Annotated in this window: 20 protein-coding genes; 13 read left to right on the top strand and 7 right to left on the bottom strand. The window is 35.5% G+C overall.

The window, feature by feature from the left end; genetic code table 11:
• Nucleotides 1–575 precede the first annotated feature (575 nt).
• The 8 genes from SOLCA_RS08150 to SOLCA_RS23330 all read left to right on the top strand — a co-directional run bounded on the left by SOLCA_RS08150 (nucleotide 576) and on the right by SOLCA_RS23330 (nucleotide 7,507).
• On the top strand, nucleotides 576–3,500 hold the full coding sequence (locus SOLCA_RS08150) for an RHS repeat domain-containing protein (RefSeq protein WP_014679965.1): 2,925 nt from the start codon (nucleotides 576–578) through the stop codon (nucleotides 3,498–3,500).
• A 169-nt stretch (nucleotides 3,501–3,669) separates the two neighbouring features.
• Nucleotides 3,670–4,503, top strand: a complete 834-nt coding sequence (locus SOLCA_RS08145; RefSeq protein WP_157604538.1) for a hypothetical protein — start codon at nucleotides 3,670–3,672, stop codon at nucleotides 4,501–4,503.
• Nucleotides 4,475–4,903 (top strand): hypothetical protein, encoded by a 429-nt coding sequence (locus tag SOLCA_RS08140; protein ID WP_014679963.1) that lies wholly within the window; start codon nucleotides 4,475–4,477, stop codon nucleotides 4,901–4,903. The genes SOLCA_RS08145 and SOLCA_RS08140 overlap by 29 nt, the downstream gene beginning before the upstream one ends.
• Nucleotides 4,904–4,998: 95 nt before the next feature.
• The gene (locus SOLCA_RS08135; RefSeq protein ID WP_169313283.1) at nucleotides 4,999–5,676 is read left to right on the top strand and encodes a hypothetical protein; all 678 of its coding nucleotides are present in this window, start codon (nucleotides 4,999–5,001) and stop codon (nucleotides 5,674–5,676) included.
• Nucleotides 5,677–5,757: 81 nt separating this feature from the next.
• Nucleotides 5,758–6,159, top strand: coding sequence for a hypothetical protein (locus SOLCA_RS08130; RefSeq protein ID WP_014679961.1), 402 nt, complete (start codon nucleotides 5,758–5,760; stop codon nucleotides 6,157–6,159).
• Between the two features lie 120 nt (nucleotides 6,160–6,279).
• Nucleotides 6,280–6,783, top strand: coding sequence for a hypothetical protein (locus SOLCA_RS08125; RefSeq protein ID WP_014679960.1), 504 nt, complete (start codon nucleotides 6,280–6,282; stop codon nucleotides 6,781–6,783).
• On the top strand, nucleotides 6,776–7,189 hold the full coding sequence (locus tag SOLCA_RS08120; RefSeq protein WP_014679959.1) for a hypothetical protein: 414 nt from the start codon (nucleotides 6,776–6,778) through the stop codon (nucleotides 7,187–7,189). Before SOLCA_RS08125 ends, SOLCA_RS08120 begins: the two co-directional genes overlap by 8 nt.
• Before the next feature lie 105 nt (nucleotides 7,190–7,294).
• Nucleotides 7,295–7,507, top strand: a complete 213-nt coding sequence (locus SOLCA_RS23330; RefSeq protein WP_169313282.1) for a hypothetical protein — start codon at nucleotides 7,295–7,297, stop codon at nucleotides 7,505–7,507.
• A gap of 195 nt (nucleotides 7,508–7,702) precedes the next feature.
• On the opposite strand, the gene SOLCA_RS23120 is transcribed toward SOLCA_RS23330, so the two are convergent.
• On the bottom strand, nucleotides 7,703–7,858 hold the full coding sequence (locus SOLCA_RS23120; protein ID WP_014679958.1) for a lmo0937 family membrane protein: 156 nt from the start codon (nucleotides 7,856–7,858) through the stop codon (nucleotides 7,703–7,705).
• A 17-nt stretch (nucleotides 7,859–7,875) separates the two neighbouring features.
• Nucleotides 7,876–8,202, bottom strand: a complete 327-nt coding sequence (locus tag SOLCA_RS08115; protein ID WP_014679957.1) for a hypothetical protein — start codon at nucleotides 8,200–8,202, stop codon at nucleotides 7,876–7,878.
• 308 nt (nucleotides 8,203–8,510) lie between these two features.
• Between SOLCA_RS08115 and SOLCA_RS08110 the strand changes: the two genes are divergently transcribed.
• Both SOLCA_RS08110 and SOLCA_RS08105 read left to right on the top strand, forming a co-directional pair.
• Nucleotides 8,511–8,828, top strand: a complete 318-nt coding sequence (locus tag SOLCA_RS08110) for a hypothetical protein (RefSeq protein ID WP_245536765.1) — start codon at nucleotides 8,511–8,513, stop codon at nucleotides 8,826–8,828.
• 28 nt (nucleotides 8,829–8,856) lie between these two features.
• The gene (locus SOLCA_RS08105; protein WP_014679955.1) at nucleotides 8,857–9,468 is read left to right on the top strand and encodes a DUF4142 domain-containing protein; all 612 of its coding nucleotides are present in this window, start codon (nucleotides 8,857–8,859) and stop codon (nucleotides 9,466–9,468) included.
• 52 nt (nucleotides 9,469–9,520) lie between these two features.
• Here SOLCA_RS08105 and SOLCA_RS08100 read toward each other — a convergent pair whose 3' ends face one another.
• Nucleotides 9,521–9,862, bottom strand: coding sequence for a TfoX/Sxy family protein (locus SOLCA_RS08100; protein WP_014679954.1), 342 nt, complete (start codon nucleotides 9,860–9,862; stop codon nucleotides 9,521–9,523).
• Nucleotides 9,863–9,987: 125 nt separating this feature from the next.
• On the opposite strand from SOLCA_RS08100, the gene SOLCA_RS08095 reads away from it, so the two are divergent.
• From SOLCA_RS08095 to SOLCA_RS08085, 3 genes are all read left to right on the top strand, one after another.
• Complete coding sequence (locus SOLCA_RS08095) at nucleotides 9,988–10,785, top strand: helix-turn-helix transcriptional regulator (RefSeq protein WP_014679953.1); 798 nt, start codon at nucleotides 9,988–9,990, stop codon at nucleotides 10,783–10,785.
• Nucleotides 10,786–10,862: 77 nt separating this feature from the next.
• Nucleotides 10,863–11,486 carry an NAD(P)-dependent oxidoreductase gene (locus tag SOLCA_RS08090; protein WP_042480961.1) on the top strand — a complete coding sequence of 208 codons (624 nt, stop codon included), beginning with the start codon at nucleotides 10,863–10,865 and terminating at the stop codon, nucleotides 11,484–11,486.
• A gap of 257 nt (nucleotides 11,487–11,743) precedes the next feature.
• Entirely contained in the window at nucleotides 11,744–13,042 is a 1,299-nt protein-coding gene (locus SOLCA_RS08085; protein ID WP_014679951.1) for an aminotransferase class V-fold PLP-dependent enzyme, read from the top strand.
• A 27-nt stretch (nucleotides 13,043–13,069) separates the two neighbouring features.
• Here SOLCA_RS08085 and SOLCA_RS08080 read toward each other — a convergent pair whose 3' ends face one another.
• The 4 genes from SOLCA_RS08080 to SOLCA_RS08065 form a co-directional block, all read right to left on the bottom strand.
• Nucleotides 13,070–14,470 carry an AMP-binding protein gene (locus tag SOLCA_RS08080; protein ID WP_014679950.1) on the bottom strand — a complete coding sequence of 467 codons (1,401 nt, stop codon included), beginning with the start codon at nucleotides 14,468–14,470 and terminating at the stop codon, nucleotides 13,070–13,072.
• Nucleotides 14,471–14,472: 2 nt separating this feature from the next.
• Nucleotides 14,473–14,715, bottom strand: a complete 243-nt coding sequence (locus SOLCA_RS08075) for an acyl carrier protein (RefSeq protein WP_014679949.1) — start codon at nucleotides 14,713–14,715, stop codon at nucleotides 14,473–14,475.
• Nucleotides 14,716–14,717: 2 nt separating this feature from the next.
• Nucleotides 14,718–15,641 (bottom strand): hypothetical protein, encoded by a 924-nt coding sequence (locus tag SOLCA_RS08070; RefSeq protein WP_014679948.1) that lies wholly within the window; start codon nucleotides 15,639–15,641, stop codon nucleotides 14,718–14,720.
• 217 nt (nucleotides 15,642–15,858) lie between these two features.
• Nucleotides 15,859–16,728: a hypothetical protein gene (locus tag SOLCA_RS08065; RefSeq protein ID WP_245536764.1), complete on the bottom strand. Its 870-nt coding sequence runs from the start codon at nucleotides 16,726–16,728 to the stop codon at nucleotides 15,859–15,861.
• Nucleotides 16,729–16,768: the final 40 nt, after the last annotated feature.

The raw sequence follows: 16,768 nt of genomic DNA, 5'->3' as shown, positions 1-16,768 counted from the left end.
TAGTCCGGAGAATTTAGTTACATCGGACTATTAAAGATTTTAATAATTTGTTTTCCTCTCTTTTAATTTCTATTTGTATAATATGGCAGATTTGAATCTAACTTTCCGAATCTACTACTGATTTGTTATGGACTATCAGTTCTAACTTCCTAAAAAAATCTTTGTGTTTTTCCATCACCCCTCCAATTTTTGGCTCCATTAACTTTGTCTTCATGCTTTAGTTGATTAGAATTTACCAGTCATTAGGATAAACCTTGACAATTGGCATCTAAATAATTAAATAAAGAATTAAACTTTTTCATAAGAATATCACCTTTATACAAATTGGGTAGTAATATGTTTTTTCGAATAGAAAAAATGTACTTGTAATGTGATCTTTGTTTCAGTAGAAACCGTCCATGTCATAAAACTTCCTTGGAAAGCGCTGATTGGATTAAGCCGCCTTTAAGAAAAGGGCGGCTTTTTTAATATCTCCTTATTGCGAAATAATGAATAAACAGAAACACTTTAAAAAGATACAAATTGAACATTAAAATGATTTATACGAATAGTTATTAGTTAATGTGAAATGTAGTTTGCATAAAAAAGTTGCTAGTCAGCGAGTGATAGAAAAGAAACTGCCAGGTAAAGGTTGGGAATACATTATTTACAATAAGCTGGATCAGGTAGTTTTTACACAGGATTCCGTTCAACGGGCAAAGAAGCAATGGAGCTTTAACAAGTACGATGCAATGGGTAGAGTGATCATGGCCGGATTGGCAAACAATGATGGCCAGACTCGCCAAGCTGTGCAAACCAGTGTCAACAATCAAACTGTAGCATTATGGGAAGACCGGGATGCCAGTACATTGGGCTATACCACCCGAACTTACCCTAACACTTCTGCTACTTCAGTGGAGATATTTATGGTCAATTATTATGATGACTACACGTTCGCAGCACCCACTGGTTATAATTACGTGGCCGATACACTCAATGTTCAAGGCTGCATGTCCAATGGTTTACTGACTGCAAGCAAAATAAAAGTACTGGATGGTACAGCTAATTATTTGTGGACTGTGAACTATTATGATAAGGAAGGCAGACTTATCCAACAACACAAGCAAAACTATATAGGGGGTAAGGATTTGATCAATACTAAGTACAGTTTTACAGGGCAACCATTGGTTGTTAAGCGTGTACATACGAATGGCAAAGGAATAAATGCTCAAACCTTTTTATATTGGTACCAGTATGATCATATGGATCGTAAAAAGCGTGTATTGCATAAGGTAATTAACGGAACAGTAAATGCTACAGCGCAACCTGTTATCCTGATTGATTATGCTTACAATGAACTAGGTCAACTTACAGCTAAAAAGTTGCATTCTATTGACAAAGGTGTTTCCTACTCACAGGTAGTGGATTATCAATATACAAGTCAAGGTTGGTTGAAAAAGATTAATGATCCTGCTCAAATTTCGGCAACCTCGGCCGATAAAGCAGATAAATTTGCTTTAGAGCTTAAGTACGATAATGGTTCTGTACCGCAATTTAACGGTAATATTTCAAATATGGTTTGGAGAGGTACAAGGTTCAGTGCGCCTACAATGGAATATGGATTCAGTTATGATAAGTTAAATCGTTTACTGAAAGCCAAAAGTTTGGAGGGAGGCAATTATGAGGAGCGGATCGATGACTATGATCTAATGGGAAACATCCTAAAACTGAGTCGCATGAGTAACAATGACCTGATTGACTCGCTCGTGTATACGTACAAAGTTCCAAATCTAAGTAACCAGCTGGACCGTGTGGACGAAAAGTCTGCTTCCACCAATAAGACATTGGGTTTTAATGAAATTGGAAGTATCCAGCAGACTGGAGAATATTCATATGATGCCAACGGGAATATGCTGACCGATAAAAATGCAGGTATTACCATCAATATCATTTACAATCACCTGAACCTGCCGCAAACAATAGTAAAGGGAACAACGACAATTAATTACTTGTACGATGCTTTAGGCAGAAAACTACGTAAAACCGTTGGAACAACCATTGACGATTATATAGATGGATTACAATTACAAACAGTTGGCAGCACCACAACAATCAAGTTTATCGCTACCGAAGAAGGCAGGGCTAACTGGAACGGAGAAACCAATCCATATTATTATCACTATGATCTGAAAGACCATTTAGGCAACATTAGGGTTACTATCAATGAAGCAGGAGCAGTATTACAGGAAGATAGTTATTATGCTTTTGGAATGCAAATGCCGGGTAAGTCATTTAATGCAACTAATAAGTACCTTTACAATGGCAAAGAAATACAAACTGAAACTGGATGGTACGACCACGGAGCAAGACAATATAATCCGGTGTTAGGTAGATGGAATGTTGTTGATCCACTGGCTGAGAAGATGAGAAAGTATTCACCATATACATTCGTTTTTAATAACCCATTAAGATTCCTTGATCAGGATGGAATGGTAGGAAATGATTGGATTAAAAACATCCGAACCAACGAAGTAAAGTGGGATGCTAATATAAATGCGTCTACCAGGTTTGCGGCTAATTCTGAATGGCAATATATGGGCGCTGTAGGTACAACCTATCATACGGCTAACGGTACCAAACAAGTACTTTTGGGAGATAATGGACATTGGAATTACATAAATAATCAACGGAACTTTAACTGGAGAGAGTTTACAAGCCAGGTAAATGAATTAAAACCAATGCTGGATGCGACCGCTACAGGTATAACTGTTACTACGTACGGCATGGCTGCTGTGGCAAGTGGAGGTGTAGGACTAAGTGCTTCATCCTTAGGAGCAGGCGCGGCAGACTTTGGAGTTCAAATGTTTTTTAATGGAGGCGATATAAATAAAGTTAATTGGACAAGTGTAGGCTCAATGGCACTTTTTAAAAGTCCGCTAACGGCTAATATGGTTGCCTCTGGAATGCAATATAGTTTTTCAGAAGGATTAGATAACTCACTTCTTGGAAACAAATCTGGAAGTGTATTTGCAGCCGAAAGTGTTGGTGGGGCTGCCTTCGGAGCGTTAGGCAACCATTGGTTAAGCCAAGTTGAACTGCCATCAGAGACTACTTTTAAAGCCGCCAAAGAGAAAAGATCTATTATTCTGCAATTAATAGGAATCGCAATAATAATAGGAGCTTTTATAACTATGGTTGTTAAAAATGAAGATCGATTTAGGCATAGAACAGAAATATGTCAAGCTATAATTATTAGTTCTGGAAATTCATACAAAGGCGAGCTAACTTTAGATTATGAATTTAGAGTAGGAAATAAGATATATAAGGGAGCTGCGGGGCCTTATACAAAAATACCATCCAGAAATTACTCTGATTTTCAAGGTAAATCGTTCTCTGTCATATATGAAAAGAACAAACCAGAAAATAGTGGTCTATTATTAACTCCTTCTAATTTCGAGAGATACAATATTCCATATCCTGACAGTCTAAAATGGATAGAAAAAAAGTATTTTATGAAATAATAGGTATAACAAAGCCACTCGTTGTAGCTTTGTTAAATCCATCCGTTGCCCCCATGTTGTTGAAAGTTTTAGCCTAAACGAGACTTTCAACTGCACTCCGCTGTTATAGGTGTTCGGACGGATGTTTTCCGAGGAGACGCTACGCTTAACTCCTCGGAGTAAAAATAAAGTGGAAGTCTTATACGGCCAAAAGCATTTAGCCAGTCATTGTTTGGTTATCGAGGTGCATAATTTACCATTGCTACTAATGGTAGGAACTGATTGGGTTAAAAACATACGAACTAATGAAGTAAAATGGGATGCTAATGTCAATGCGTCTACTCGATTTGCTATTAATTCTGAATGGCAATACTTCGGGAAGGCAGGCACGACTTATTTTACTGCTAATGGTACCCGACAAGTAATATTAGGTGATAACGGGCACTGGGATTATTTAAATAGTCAACGTAATTTAAATTGGAGGGAGTTTACAAGTCAAGTTAATGAATTAAAACCAATGCTGGATGCGACCGCTACCGGTAGTTTAATCGCTGTTTATGGTTTAGCTGCTTATGCCTCTGGCGCAACTGGAGGTCTTGGATTTACTTACACATCGGCAGGAAGTGGCTTCGCAGATTTTTCAATACAAATGTTTTATAACAAAGGAGATATTTATAAAGTTAATTGGACAAGCATGGGAGCCGCTATTTTTCTAAAAAGTCCATTAACAGGTGGAATTTTAGCTTCAGGAGGTGAATTTACTTTAGAAAAAGGATTTGAAAATTCATTGTTTAAAGAAAAGGCTTTTGAAAGCTTTCTTTTCGAGTCAACTATAAACAGCTTAACTAATAAATTTGGAGAGGCTGGAAGTAATTCAATTCTAAAATATAACGGACCTGGTAGTAATTTTTATCAATTCAAAGCAGGAGTTCTTTCTAATATTGGGCCATATTTTTTAGGTAATGGATATTTAAAAACAGAAATTAATTACCAAAATGATCAAAGAAATGGGGGAAATAAATAATTTACTAAAAAAAAATAATCAAGTGATAGCACTTGTGTTACTTGTTCTCATGTTTAGCTTAATGCTTCTATATTCTCATCGGAAGAAGAATAATTTAAAAGATGATATGGTTATTACTGTTGGGCAAATAGTCAATGTTCGTAATGGATACAAACTTAATATCGATATTACCTATGAATTTATCAGGAAGCAAAAAAAAGAAGAGCATTCAGATTTGCGGGTAGCACTTTCATATGCAGAAGGAAAAGAATTGTTATATCAATATTTTCCAGTTATATATCAGAAAAGTAACCCGAATAATTGCCAACTGCTTATATCTCCATTAGATTTCAAAGAATATAATATTCCTTATCCTGATAGTTTACAATGGGTAAAGGAGAAGTATTTCAAAGGGCAATAAGTGTATTGTATTTTATAGTAACAAAATCAAGCTTACTATTATCGCGACAAAATCAAGCCCACTATAATCGGGCTTGGTTTTGGTATATTATCGAGGTGAATAATTTACCATTGCCACCAATGGCAGGAACTGATTGGGTTAAAAACATCCGAACCAACGAAGTAAAATGGGATGCTAATGTCAATGCGTCTACCCGATTTGCAGCTAATTCTGAATGGCAATATATAGGCGCTGTAGGTACAACCTATCATACGGCTAACGGTACCAAACAAGTATTTTTAGGCGATAATGGACATTGGAGTTACATAAATAATCAACGGAATCTTAATTGGGGTGAATTTACTGGTCAGATTAATGAATTAAAACCCATGCTGGATGCAACAGCAGCAGGGATAACTGGAACAGTATATGGCTTAGCCGCAGCAAGCGGAGGATTTACTTCATCTCTACTTACAGGATTAGGTTCGGGTGTTGCTGATTTTACAGCTCAAATGGCTTTTAATGGGCAAGATATAAATGCGGTTAACTGGACAAGTGTAGGGGCGATGGCTCTTTTCAAAAATCCACTTGTAGCAAGTACAGTTGGATCAGGGCTGGGGTATAGTTCTGGATTTGGTTTTAAGAATTCATTTGCATTTGGAGAAAAAACGAATGTTAAGTTTGCAAGTGAAACTATAGGAGGGCATTATTTGCAGAATTTGGGGCTAATAAATGGATTAATAATGTTTCATTTACTGAAAAAACATTTAGTGAATTTGCAGCTAGATTTTTAACCAATTATGGTGCCAATATGCAAAACAATACGTTCCAATTTGTACGTTCAGAACTTAACGGAGAGAATAAAAAATAAAAGTATGGATGCATCAGAAAAACGACCAGTGGTTATTCGATTTGTATTTATTGGATGTATCATAACAGCTTTTTTAATTTTAGTATATTTTAATAATAAGAGGTTTGAACGAAGAAATGAAGTAATCTCAGCTATTGTTACCGACCATGGAACAAGTCATAAAGCAGATCTGATATTATACTACGAGTTTAATATTTTAGGAAAAGCATATAAAGGAGAAGCAATGTATAGTATAGGTCAAGGTAATTACAGTGATTTTCTAAATAAGAAATTTCCAGTAATTTATGAAAAAGATCATCCTGATAATAGTGGCCTATTGTTGTCTCCTTATGATTTCAAAGAGTATAATATACCCTACCCAGATAGCTTAAAATGGGTAAAGGAGAAGTATTTTAAAGGGAAATAGGTGTATTGTACTTTATAGTAACTAGTAGTATTCGGTGATAATGGCCAATGGTGTTTTATTAAAGTTTCAACAAATCTTAATTGGGGAGAATTTACTGGTCAGATTAATGAATTAAAACCTATGCTGGATGCGACCGCTACAGGTAGTTTAATAGCTGTTTATGGTTTGGGTGCTGTTAGTGGCGGAGGATTCACTCAATTAAGTTGGGGAACTCTGGGGAACTTTTTTGGAGATGCTAGTTTGCAAATGGTAATGGGAAATGGAAGTTTTCAAGAACGACTTTACAATGTAAACATAGCTCAATCTTTAGCCATGGCAACATTTAAGGTGCCAATAACAGGTGTTGGATACGGTTCTGCATTTCATTTTTCTATTGGCAATCAATTTAAGCAATCCTTAGTTTTTGGAAATAAAAGTGCCGAACTTTTTGCTGTTGAAACGCTTATGGGAGGAATTGGTGGTAGTGTCTCCGTTTACGGTATGAATAATCTCCAACAGTATAATCCGGAGCTTTCTTCGTTTGTTTCTGGTTATTTAACAACTATAGCACCATCTTGGGGGTCAACACAACTAACGGAAGGTTTAAAGTATGAATATAACTTTCCACTTAAAAGTCATGAATAAATTTATTGAGAAAGATCAACTGGTACAGAGAGTATTGTGGTCGTTGATAATTGTTTTAGGAGCCCTTATTATCTTTTTTAGCTATAGGAGATCTGATAAACGTACCCAAATTACATCAGCTTATATAACTGAAATAACTATGGAATATAAAGGAGGAATGAATGTGCGTTATCAGTTTACAGTAAATAACACTGTGTATTCAAATGTAGATGCTATTTCAACTATCGGTTTCGCATCTAAAAGTTCTTTTTTGCATAGATATTTCCCTGTGATTTATGAGCCAGAAAATCCTAAGAATTGTAATTTAATGTTAGCTCAATTAGATTTTGAAGAGCATGATATACCTTATCCGGATAGTTTACGATGGATACAAGAACGTTTCTATCCCCATTTAAAGATTAAATAATGGACAGTAAAAAAAAATTATAGTATAAACTAAACTTCGATATTTACCCATATCCAGACAGTCTAAATTGGGTAAGAAGAATAGTATTTCAAAGACCAAAGTGTATTGTACTTTATAGCAAACAAAACCAAGCCAGCTAATCGGGCTTGGTTTTGGTATATTGTCGAGGTGCATAATTTACCATTGCTACTAATGGTAGGAACTGATTGGGTTAAAAACATACGAACTAATGAAGTAAAATGGGATGCTAATGTCAATGCGTCTACTCGATTTGCTATTAATTCTGAATGGCAATATATGGGTACTGCAGTACTTTAGTTGACCTAACAACTGAAAGTCTTATGGATCATATCCAAAGGAATATTTTGAAACCAAGAAATAAATTAATTGATATCTCCCTATAATTGTTTATAATATTTTTTACATTATAATTGTAAGTTCTCCTCAACAAAAAAAGTCCGGAGATTTCAAATCCACCGGACTATTCAACAATTACTTATATAATTCTTTTCGTTAAACATTTGTATTTGATCGAATAAGGGTTAACAGAAACGAAATTACCGCAAGTATTAACAATAAATGGATAATATAGCCAGCATGCCATACTGTTAATCCTAGCAGCCATCCTATAACAAGGATTACTGCTATTAGATATAAGATGCTTCTCATGTTACTAGGTATTAGGTTTATAAATTTGGAGAACCGTCATCAATGAATTCTTCATGTGCATTTCGTTGAATATCAGTTTTGTTTGGTTCTTCGTTGTCATTTCCGTCTTGTTCTTCGTCATTTTCTTCTTCCTTGTCATTTTCATCATCTCCTATTGGTTCATTCCACTTAGGATCTTCCCGTGATGGATCTTTTCTTTCCGGATTATTTCGATCAGGATGTGTTGGATCATTTTTCCATGGTTCCTGTTCAGGACGAATTTCCGGATGATGAGGATCAGGGTTAATTTCCGGATGATTTATGCCAGCCTTGCCGCCATAACCCATTTTGTGTTGTTCATTCATAATACATTTAATTATAGCTAAGTTGAATAGTAGGAAAATGATGCCAAGCACTTTTTTAACGATTATTGCTATATGTATCTATAAATAAGTGCGTTATAAAGAATTGTAGTACCCACTATAGGGTACTCAATCCCCATAAACTAGATATCCAATTAAGTATTGTATAGTTTAAAAAAACGCCTTTGAAAGCCATTCAATCAATGTTTTTACCATCAAGTCGGTAATTAAAAAGTGTTGGCACAGTCCTTTCACTTATACTATTGAAGAAATCCAATTTTCTTCACTGAACCATGAATATGCCCCATGAAATGAAAACCTTAAGTGAAATAATGGAAAAGCTTCGGGTTGAAAAAAACGATAATGAGTTCAGAATGACTAACGAAGGTTTTAAAGCAGTTAATTCTGATCAGGTGTTTAAACCAGATGATTTATTGATCACTAAAACTTATCGTTTTGAAGGAATGAGTGATCCTGCAGATAATTCGATTCTGTACATAATAGAGGCAAATAATGGACTGAAAGGGTATGCTTTAGATGCATATGGAACCTATTCAAATTATGATAATGCAGCTTTTGATGATTTTCTGGCCAAGGTTCCGGTTCATGAAGCTAAAGAAGAAAAATAACACGATTAGTAATCTAAATTTCTCAAATATGAAAAATAACTTATTGGTTTTAGCTGCTGTAGCAGTATGCTTAACTTCTGCTTGTCAGCAACGAGCTGACAAGAAGGCCAACGATACAACTGATTCTCTCGGTTATGTAGATACGAACAAGATCGCCCAAGAACGAGCTGATACTATGAACAATAGTATTAGTAACAACGCAATGAAAGATGATGCTGATTTTCTAACAACCGCTTACAATGATGGTATGTTTGAAATTGATGCGGCAAAGCTTGCACAGAAAAATGCGGCCTCTGCTGAGGTAAAAGAATTAGCGAAAAAAATTGAATCAGATCATGCAAAGGCTAATGAGCAAATTTCAATGATTGCCAGCAAAAATAATATCACGCTTCCGACAGCATTAAGTGAAAAGAAACAATCGAAATATGGCGATTTGGCCAAAGTAACAGGTAAAGAATTTGATAAAGAATACATCAAAGAAATGGTTAAATGCCATGATGATGCTATAGATGCTTTTGAGAAGAAATCAAAAAATGCCAATAATACAGAAATACAGGATTTTGCAGTTAAAACTATTCCTGTATTAACCGCTCATAAAACTCAGGCAGACGTTATTAAAGAAAAAACAGATAAAATGTAAGAAAGGGAAATGGCTGAGGCCAGCGAAGTGCTGGCCTTAGTATTTATTTATTCTATTTCTTCTTTTTAGCCGATTTAGCCACTGTATTATACTCGAGTGAAAGGTTTATCCAATAATCAAGATCTGCTTTGGTTTTAAGCACCGTTTTATTAACATAAATAAATCCTTTCATGGATCGGCCGTTATGGATCATTTCACTGGTTCCGTTGCGTGAAAGTACCTCTTCTTGGAGGTCTGGGTTTAAGCGACACATAATATCATCGTTTCTTACACTGATACACATCTTATCGTTTACCATAAAAGTAAGTCCTTTAAACATGGTTTTTTCTGCAACGTCAGGTAATTCGGCTAATGATTCCCGAATTCGTTGCGCAAGTTGTTCATCATAACTCATTAGAAGTGGATTTGAGTGAACCTAAAGCTACTAAAAAGAACATTGTCATGGCCGATCTGCTTAAGTCTAAATGATCAACACTTATTAGTATATTTCTGTTAAATTTGTTAGTACTAACTACATCCATGAAATACAGACAAATACTACCCCCGGATTATTTATCAAATTATGTACAGTATTTCTGGACACTGGAAAGTAGTGTTCCTACCTCATTTGGAACAATTGCTGATGGTTGTCCGGGGCTTATATTTCAGCAATCGGGTGGTGAGACTTTTTACCAGAATGAGAAGCATTTACCAGGGTTCTTTCTGTACGGACAGGCAACAAAATTTGCAGAAATTAACTCTCCTGAAAAGTTTAGTACAATCGGTATTTGTTTTTATCCTCATGCTTTAAAATCGGTATTCGGGTTAAATGCTCATGAACTTACTGATTCATGCCTGGATTTTAACCTGTTTTCTAAAAAACAAGGTGATCAATTGTATGAGCGATTACTCAATTCGACTTCCGTTGATGACCAAATAGAATTTTTATCCCAGTATTTACGAGCTCAGATTAATTTGAATACAACTGATGCTGATGAAATTATTCAATACAGTTTATCTCAAATCGTTAAATCAAAGGGTGGAATTCCGTTAAAAGATCTACATGATGATCTGCAATTATCGGAACGGAGTTTTGAGCGGAAGTTTAAACAAAGTATCGGCATTTCACCAAAACTGTATGCAAGAATTTGTCGCTTTAAGGTGTCGCTGAATCAACTTAAAAACAATGATTTTCAAAAACTCTCAGATATTGCCTATGAAAACGACTATTCTGATCAATCCCATTTCATTAGGTCATTTAAAGAGTTTGCGGGCTTCTCCCCTTTACAGTACCCTAAACTGGTAAATGTGGTTATTGAAAATACCCCGACCCAATAGAAACCATCACTGTCGGTTTTATTCTATTTTTCCGTGGATAAGTGTGGCAACTTTGTTCTATACAAATGAACATCAAAATGAAACTACTTATTTTCGGATCAACAGGAACTATAGGCCGTCAGCTTGTTGAACAAGCACTTGATCAGGGACATACAGTTACGGCATTTGTCCGTAACCCTTCTAAAATTACAGTTGAACATAAAAACCCTCGACTTATTCAGGGCGATGTAATGGATCTCTCAACTGTAGAAAAGGCAATGTATGGGCACGATACAGTTTTATGTACTCTCGGCGCGGGTAATAAAGGTGTGATCCGGTCTGAAGGTACCAAACATATCATTGATGCCATGAAAAAAACTGGCGTTCAGCGACTCATTTGTCAGACTACTTTGGGTGCAGGCGACAGCCGTAGTAACCTCAATTTTTTGTGGAAACATATTATGTTTGGCATGCTCCTCCGCAAAGCCTATGAAGATCATCAATTACAGGAAAAATATGTGAGGCAAAGCAATCTCGACTGGATTATCGTCAGACCGGGAGCATTTACGGACGGAGCGCGTTCAGGAATGTACCGACATGGTTTTTCGGTGAACGATAAGTCGCTTAAGCTAAAAATTTCGCGTGCAGATGTGGCTGATTTTATGTTAAAGCAATTAATCGACAATACGTATTTGCATAAAACACCGGGACTTTCTTATTAAAGTATATTTCCACTTTGTGAGGGTAATGGCTAAGATAAGATTACCAAAACCTATAATAGGTCATTATGAAGCATGAAGAATCTTTATGCTTCATTGCGTTTTCTGTTGACGCTTCTTTGTTCCTCACGTTTTGCTAAAAACTGAGCCTGTACCCCTTTGATAGTTATTTTAGTTTATCAAAAATTATTGCTAATTTTCAAGGTAACTATCCATTCGGTCTCACTCCTTCCATTGTATTTGTCCAAACTTAATTTATCATGAAACGCAGTAATTTCTTAAAACTTACTGGTCTTGCACTTGGAGCTAGTGCATTTCCACCTGTGTTTGCTTTTGATACGGAGAAAGCAAAGAAAATTAGTTTTGCATCATGGTCGGATATCAGGCAACAATTCCTGCTCGAATCCGGTAAAGTTCATATGTCGCAAATGCTGCTGGCTACTAATCCAACCGAGGTTCGCGAAGCAATTGACCATCATCGCAAAATGCTGAATGAAAATCCGGTTGAATATTGGGAAAATAACTGGATAGCGATGGAACAAAAAATGCGTGAAGCAGCGGCTCGTTACATCAACTCAAGTGTTGATGAAGTTGCCTTAACTGGCAGCACAACAATGGGTTTAGGCATTCTGTATACAGGTCTAAAATTAAAGGCTGGCGACGAAGTTTTAATGACTACACATGATCATTTCTCTACGGAAAGATCAATCGAGTATGCGGTAGAAAAGAATAAGGCCACTGTACGAAAAGTTGTTTTGTATGAAGATCCTGCAACAGCTAAAGCAGATGAAATGGTTGATATACTCATCAAAGCAATAAAGCCGGAAACCAGAGTTATTGCGGTTACATGGGTACACTCATGCACCGGAATGAAACTCCCTATTAAAAAGTTTTCAGCTGCGATAAAAGCTGTAAATGCATCTCGATCACCGGAAAAACGAATTTATTTTTGTGTTGATGGTGTGCACGGATTTGGAGTTGAAAATATTGATATAAAAGATATGGGCTGTGATTTTTTTACAGCCGCTTGTCATAAATGGATTTTCGGTCCACGGGGTACAGGGATTTTATTTGGTAAAAAGGATGCCTGGGATATGATGGTACCAACAATTCCGTCATTTGATAAGGTATATGCCGAGTGGCTAGGACTAATACCAAAAGATCAACTAACATTTGGCGACATTTTTAACATGGGAGGATTTCATTCTTTTGAAAACCGCTGGGCATTAGATAAGGCATTTGAGTTTCATTTTAAAGTAGGAAAAGGCAACATTGAAGAGAGAACTCACGAACTCAATACAATGCTGAAACAAGGTCTTAAAGAGATCAAGCATATAAAATTATATACGCCTGTTTCAAGTGAGCTTTCTTGTGGAATTAATTGTTTTGATGTGGATGGACTAAAACCTGATGAAGTAGTGAAGCGTTTACATTCCAAAAATATTATTGCAACTTCATCACCTTACCGGATTAGTTATGCCCGTTTAACACCAAGCATTATCAACACAGAAGAGGAGGTAAAAAGATGTATTAGTGAGTTGGAACGAATTAAAACCTAACCGCCTGGAAAATCAAGCGGCTAGATGTTAGCCAACTTTACTATCTTCAGTAAATGAATTGTATAGGTATTGAAGATCCACTTTTCCGTTTGCAGTTAACGGTAATTCTTCAATGAAAACCACTTGTACCATCGTATGATGAATGGTGAATTTATCACGAAGAAATTCAATTAGTCGTTCAGGATCAATTTCAGCATCCTTTTTGATAAACACTGCGATTTTTTTATCATCAATGTTCAGGCAAGCAAGTTGGGCGCTATTGAAATCCAACTTTAAATAATTTTCCAATTCATCCAGGTTAACCCTGTTTCCGGCAATTTTAGCAAACCGTTTTAAGCGACCGATTATAAAATAATAACCATCGTTATCTACTTGAGCCAGATCACCTGTTCTTAACCAAAGTGGTTGTTCATAAATGGCCAAGTCATCTCTGTTTTGTGCATAACCGCCAAAAACATTCGGTCCTCCGTAAAGCAATTCACCTGAGTGCTCATCAATGATGAATTTTCCGTTTTTAAGCGGTTTGCCAATCGATCCTTTTTTCGATTCAAGATCTTGCGGAGGTAAATAAGACATTCGGGCCGTAGCTTCTGTTTGGCCGTACATAACAAAAAAGCGACAGTTTTTTTCCTTTGAATATTGATAAAATTTTTCAATCAAATCAGTATTTAACCGACCTCCAGCCTGGGTAAAATACTTTAAACTTGGCAAGTCATAGGCATAGAAACCTAATCTATTAAGCATCTCGTATACAAACGGTACGCCGACAATACTTGTAAATTTATAACTCTTAAATGTTTGCCAAAAGGTTCGTTTTAGCATGTCATCAACCGCTGTGTATATCCTCCCTCCTTTTATTGAATTGGTGGTTAAAACAGAGAAACCGTAAGAATAATGTATAGGTAGGCATAGCGGTGTTTGATCACTGCTTTCAATCGGTAAATAATCGATGATCGATAGTGCGTTTTCAACCACATTTCGCTCTGATAGCTTAACAAGTTTAGGTGAGCCTGTTGTTCCTGATGTGGATAATAAAAGTTTTATCTGATTGTCTATTTCAAATTTTCTCGGTTCGTTAGAAATGAATAACGGGAATAATGATATGCTTTCAATAAGGTGATAGTCAGGAATAACTTCACGGGTTTTATCCACCACGCACATTGGTTGATATTGTTGTTCCAATGCTTCCTTTAGTTCTTCAGCAAGTGTTTCACTGAACAAGGCAATTGTCGCATTTTCAATATTCCAGCAAGAAAACAACGCTGCTAATGAGGCGATGGAATTATCCGTATAAATAAAAACGAGAAACCTGCCTTCGGTTTTTAGCGGTATTTCAACGATTAACTCATTAATAGTACATTCTTTCTCACTTTCTAAATCAAAAAAAGACAATGATTGATTTGCGTAAATAAGATCTAATAGCTTCATAATTAATCAAAACTGATATTATACTTCTGCAATTGAGATTTAACATTTGAATAGGTATCCATTTGAAGTACATCTTTATCATTAAGCTGAATCTCAAATGCATCCTCGAGTTCAGTGATCAATACCATGTGACTGATTGAGTCCCATTGTGGAAATGTTTGATAAGCTAATTGATCATTTACTTTGTCTTTACGGATACCCAGTGCGTTTGAAAATACGTTTAGTAGTTTTTCTGAATTGTTCATAGTTACAATTGTTTATGAGCCGTCAATTCTTGCTCTTTTATTTTTTGCGTTAAAAGTTTACTATAAAGAACCGCTCCTTTGTGATTAAGGTGTGCGTCATCATAGAATAGGTTTTTATCTCTAAAACTTGAATGATTGGTAAAGTCAAATACAGGTATATTGTTCTTTTCAAAAATTGCATTTAAAATTGCCCTTGACTCAGTTTTCCGATCATCAAATTGTTTAGGAGAGAAGACAAAAATCAGTTTTACGTTATTTGCCTTACATTCAGCAATAATTGAATTAATAAGTGCAACTCTCTCATTATCTACAGGTTCAGTATTGCTGTAGTAGAGCCTTGCATTTCTCTTTCCTCTGCCATATAAAGGCTCATACCCATTGCAGTCAATATCCCTGCATCTCATATTATTATTCCTGAAAATGTTATAGAATTTGGTGTTATAACGGTACAAATTTGACGTATAACATATTTGATCAGATAGTGTCAGTTGTAAAGATTCTTTAGATTCGGGTATAATATTAAAGAACGGAACCAGGAATCGTTCTGCATTAGTTTTATCGCCTACCAAAGATGATTCAAGCTCACGGTTATTGATATCAATAATCATTAAACGAGTTTGATGGTTCCGAAGTGAATGCTTAATCAATACGTTATAATAATAGATTCCAGCAGCCTCCATTCCTGCGTTAAAAGCATTTTTGTTTAACTGTTCTGCGAAAACAGCAGGTACATATTGATGCAATGCCCTTGAATTACCATAAATGATTATATCATACTTTTTATCGGTCATAAAATAATCCTTTACTTTTTTATAGTAACCACAATTGGTCTTAACAATCTTTGAGTCAAAGTATCGTCCGATAAACCAGTCGGTTGCCGCGAAAACAATAACAATTATTCCCAGTTGAATGAATAACCTTTTCATTGTAGAGTAGATTTAGTAAAATTTCCCAATAAGTGATGTTTTTATAGCCAAATATGGTAGGGCTACTAAAAAATGTCCATTACATTGAACAAAATATCTGCTAACTGATTGCTTATTATCTAATACAAACGCAAAAACAGTATTTATTCCATTTTTTCAGTGCAATCATCAACTTATTATCAAATTTTACGCCAAATAATTGGTACTCAATTATTTGCTACAACTGAAGGCTTTTTATTTTGTTAGATAAAAGTTTACTGTAAATCGTAGCTCCATCATGGTTTAAATGGGCTGCATCATAAAACAAACTATTATTTTTAAACTGGGAATCTGTAGTAAAATCTAACACATCGAGATCGTACTTCTTAAAAATCGAATTTAAGATGGTACGTGACGGTGTCCGTCGGTCATCAAATTGTTTAGGCGAAAAGACAAAAAGCAGTTTTACATTCTTTTTTTTGCATTCTTCAATAATTGAGCTCAAAAGAGAGATTCGTTCTGAATCTATAGGTTTAGCCGAATCTTCATATATCCTAATGTCTCTCTTGGCATTTCCATAAAATGGACTGTAGCCCTTAAAATCTGAATCTTCAAAACACTGAGCACTATTCCTATAAATGTTATAGAATTTAGTGTTATAGCGATACAAATTTGAAGTAAAGCAAATCCTTTCTATCAGCGATAAGTTCAGTATTTCTTTAGTTTCTGGAACAACATTAAAATATGGCACTAAAAATTTTACCGCAGTATATTTATCACCAACTATTGATGCCTCAAGTTCCCTGTTATTTATATCAATAATGAACAGTTTAGGCTGATGAGACTGGAGGTAATACCGAATTAGTACATTATAATAGTATAAACCCGTTCCTTCCATTCCGGCATTTAGCGCGCTGGTATGCAGTTTTTTTTCAAAAACAGTGGGAATATACTGGTGTACAGCTCTGGAATTGCCTAAAATGATGAGATCATATTTTTTATTAGAAAAAAAGTAATCACTTATTTTTTTATAGGCACCACAATTGGTTTCAACAACCTTTGAATCAAAATATTTTCCAAAAGCCCAATCTATTAAGGTAAATGCCATTATTACAATACCAATTTGTAACAAAAGCCGTTTCTTTTTA

It is taken from the genome of Solitalea canadensis DSM 3403 (assembly GCF_000242635.2).
Lineage (GTDB): Bacteria > Bacteroidota > Bacteroidia > Sphingobacteriales > Sphingobacteriaceae > Solitalea > Solitalea canadensis.
Note: the sequence above shows the minus strand (reverse complement) of the source record. Positions and strands in the feature narration are given on the sequence as shown.

What these genes read in the sequence shown, in the direction of transcription:
- SOLCA_RS08140 (WP_014679963.1), top strand. Translation starts at nt 4,475, where the DNA reads ATGATCAAAGAAATGGGGGAAATAAATAATTTACTAAAAAAAAATAAT.
- SOLCA_RS08130 (WP_014679961.1), top strand. Translation starts at nt 5,758, where the DNA reads ATGGATGCATCAGAAAAACGACCAGTGGTTATTCGATTTGTATTTATT.
- SOLCA_RS08125 (WP_014679960.1), top strand. Translation starts at nt 6,280, where the DNA reads ATGCTGGATGCGACCGCTACAGGTAGTTTAATAGCTGTTTATGGTTTG.
- SOLCA_RS08120 (WP_014679959.1), top strand. Translation starts at nt 6,776, where the DNA reads ATGAATAAATTTATTGAGAAAGATCAACTGGTACAGAGAGTATTGTGG.
- SOLCA_RS23120 (WP_014679958.1), bottom strand. Translation starts at nt 7,858, where the DNA reads ATGAGAAGCATCTTATATCTAATAGCAGTAATCCTTGTTATAGGATGG.
- SOLCA_RS08115 (WP_014679957.1), bottom strand. Translation starts at nt 8,202, where the DNA reads ATGAATGAACAACACAAAATGGGTTATGGCGGCAAGGCTGGCATAAAT.
- SOLCA_RS08110 (WP_245536765.1), top strand. Translation starts at nt 8,511, where the DNA reads ATGAAAACCTTAAGTGAAATAATGGAAAAGCTTCGGGTTGAAAAAAAC.
- SOLCA_RS08105 (WP_014679955.1), top strand. Translation starts at nt 8,857, where the DNA reads ATGAAAAATAACTTATTGGTTTTAGCTGCTGTAGCAGTATGCTTAACT.
- SOLCA_RS08100 (WP_014679954.1), bottom strand. Translation starts at nt 9,862, where the DNA reads ATGAGTTATGATGAACAACTTGCGCAACGAATTCGGGAATCATTAGCC.
- SOLCA_RS08095 (WP_014679953.1), top strand. Translation starts at nt 9,988, where the DNA reads ATGAAATACAGACAAATACTACCCCCGGATTATTTATCAAATTATGTA.
- SOLCA_RS08090 (WP_042480961.1), top strand. Translation starts at nt 10,863, where the DNA reads ATGAAACTACTTATTTTCGGATCAACAGGAACTATAGGCCGTCAGCTT.
- SOLCA_RS08085 (WP_014679951.1), top strand. Translation starts at nt 11,744, where the DNA reads ATGAAACGCAGTAATTTCTTAAAACTTACTGGTCTTGCACTTGGAGCT.
- SOLCA_RS08080 (WP_014679950.1), bottom strand. Translation starts at nt 14,470, where the DNA reads ATGAAGCTATTAGATCTTATTTACGCAAATCAATCATTGTCTTTTTTT.
- SOLCA_RS08075 (WP_014679949.1), bottom strand. Translation starts at nt 14,715, where the DNA reads ATGAACAATTCAGAAAAACTACTAAACGTATTTTCAAACGCACTGGGT.
- SOLCA_RS08070 (WP_014679948.1), bottom strand. Translation starts at nt 15,641, where the DNA reads ATGAAAAGGTTATTCATTCAACTGGGAATAATTGTTATTGTTTTCGCG.
- SOLCA_RS08065 (WP_245536764.1), bottom strand. Translation starts at nt 16,728, where the DNA reads ATGGCATTTACCTTAATAGATTGGGCTTTTGGAAAATATTTTGATTCA.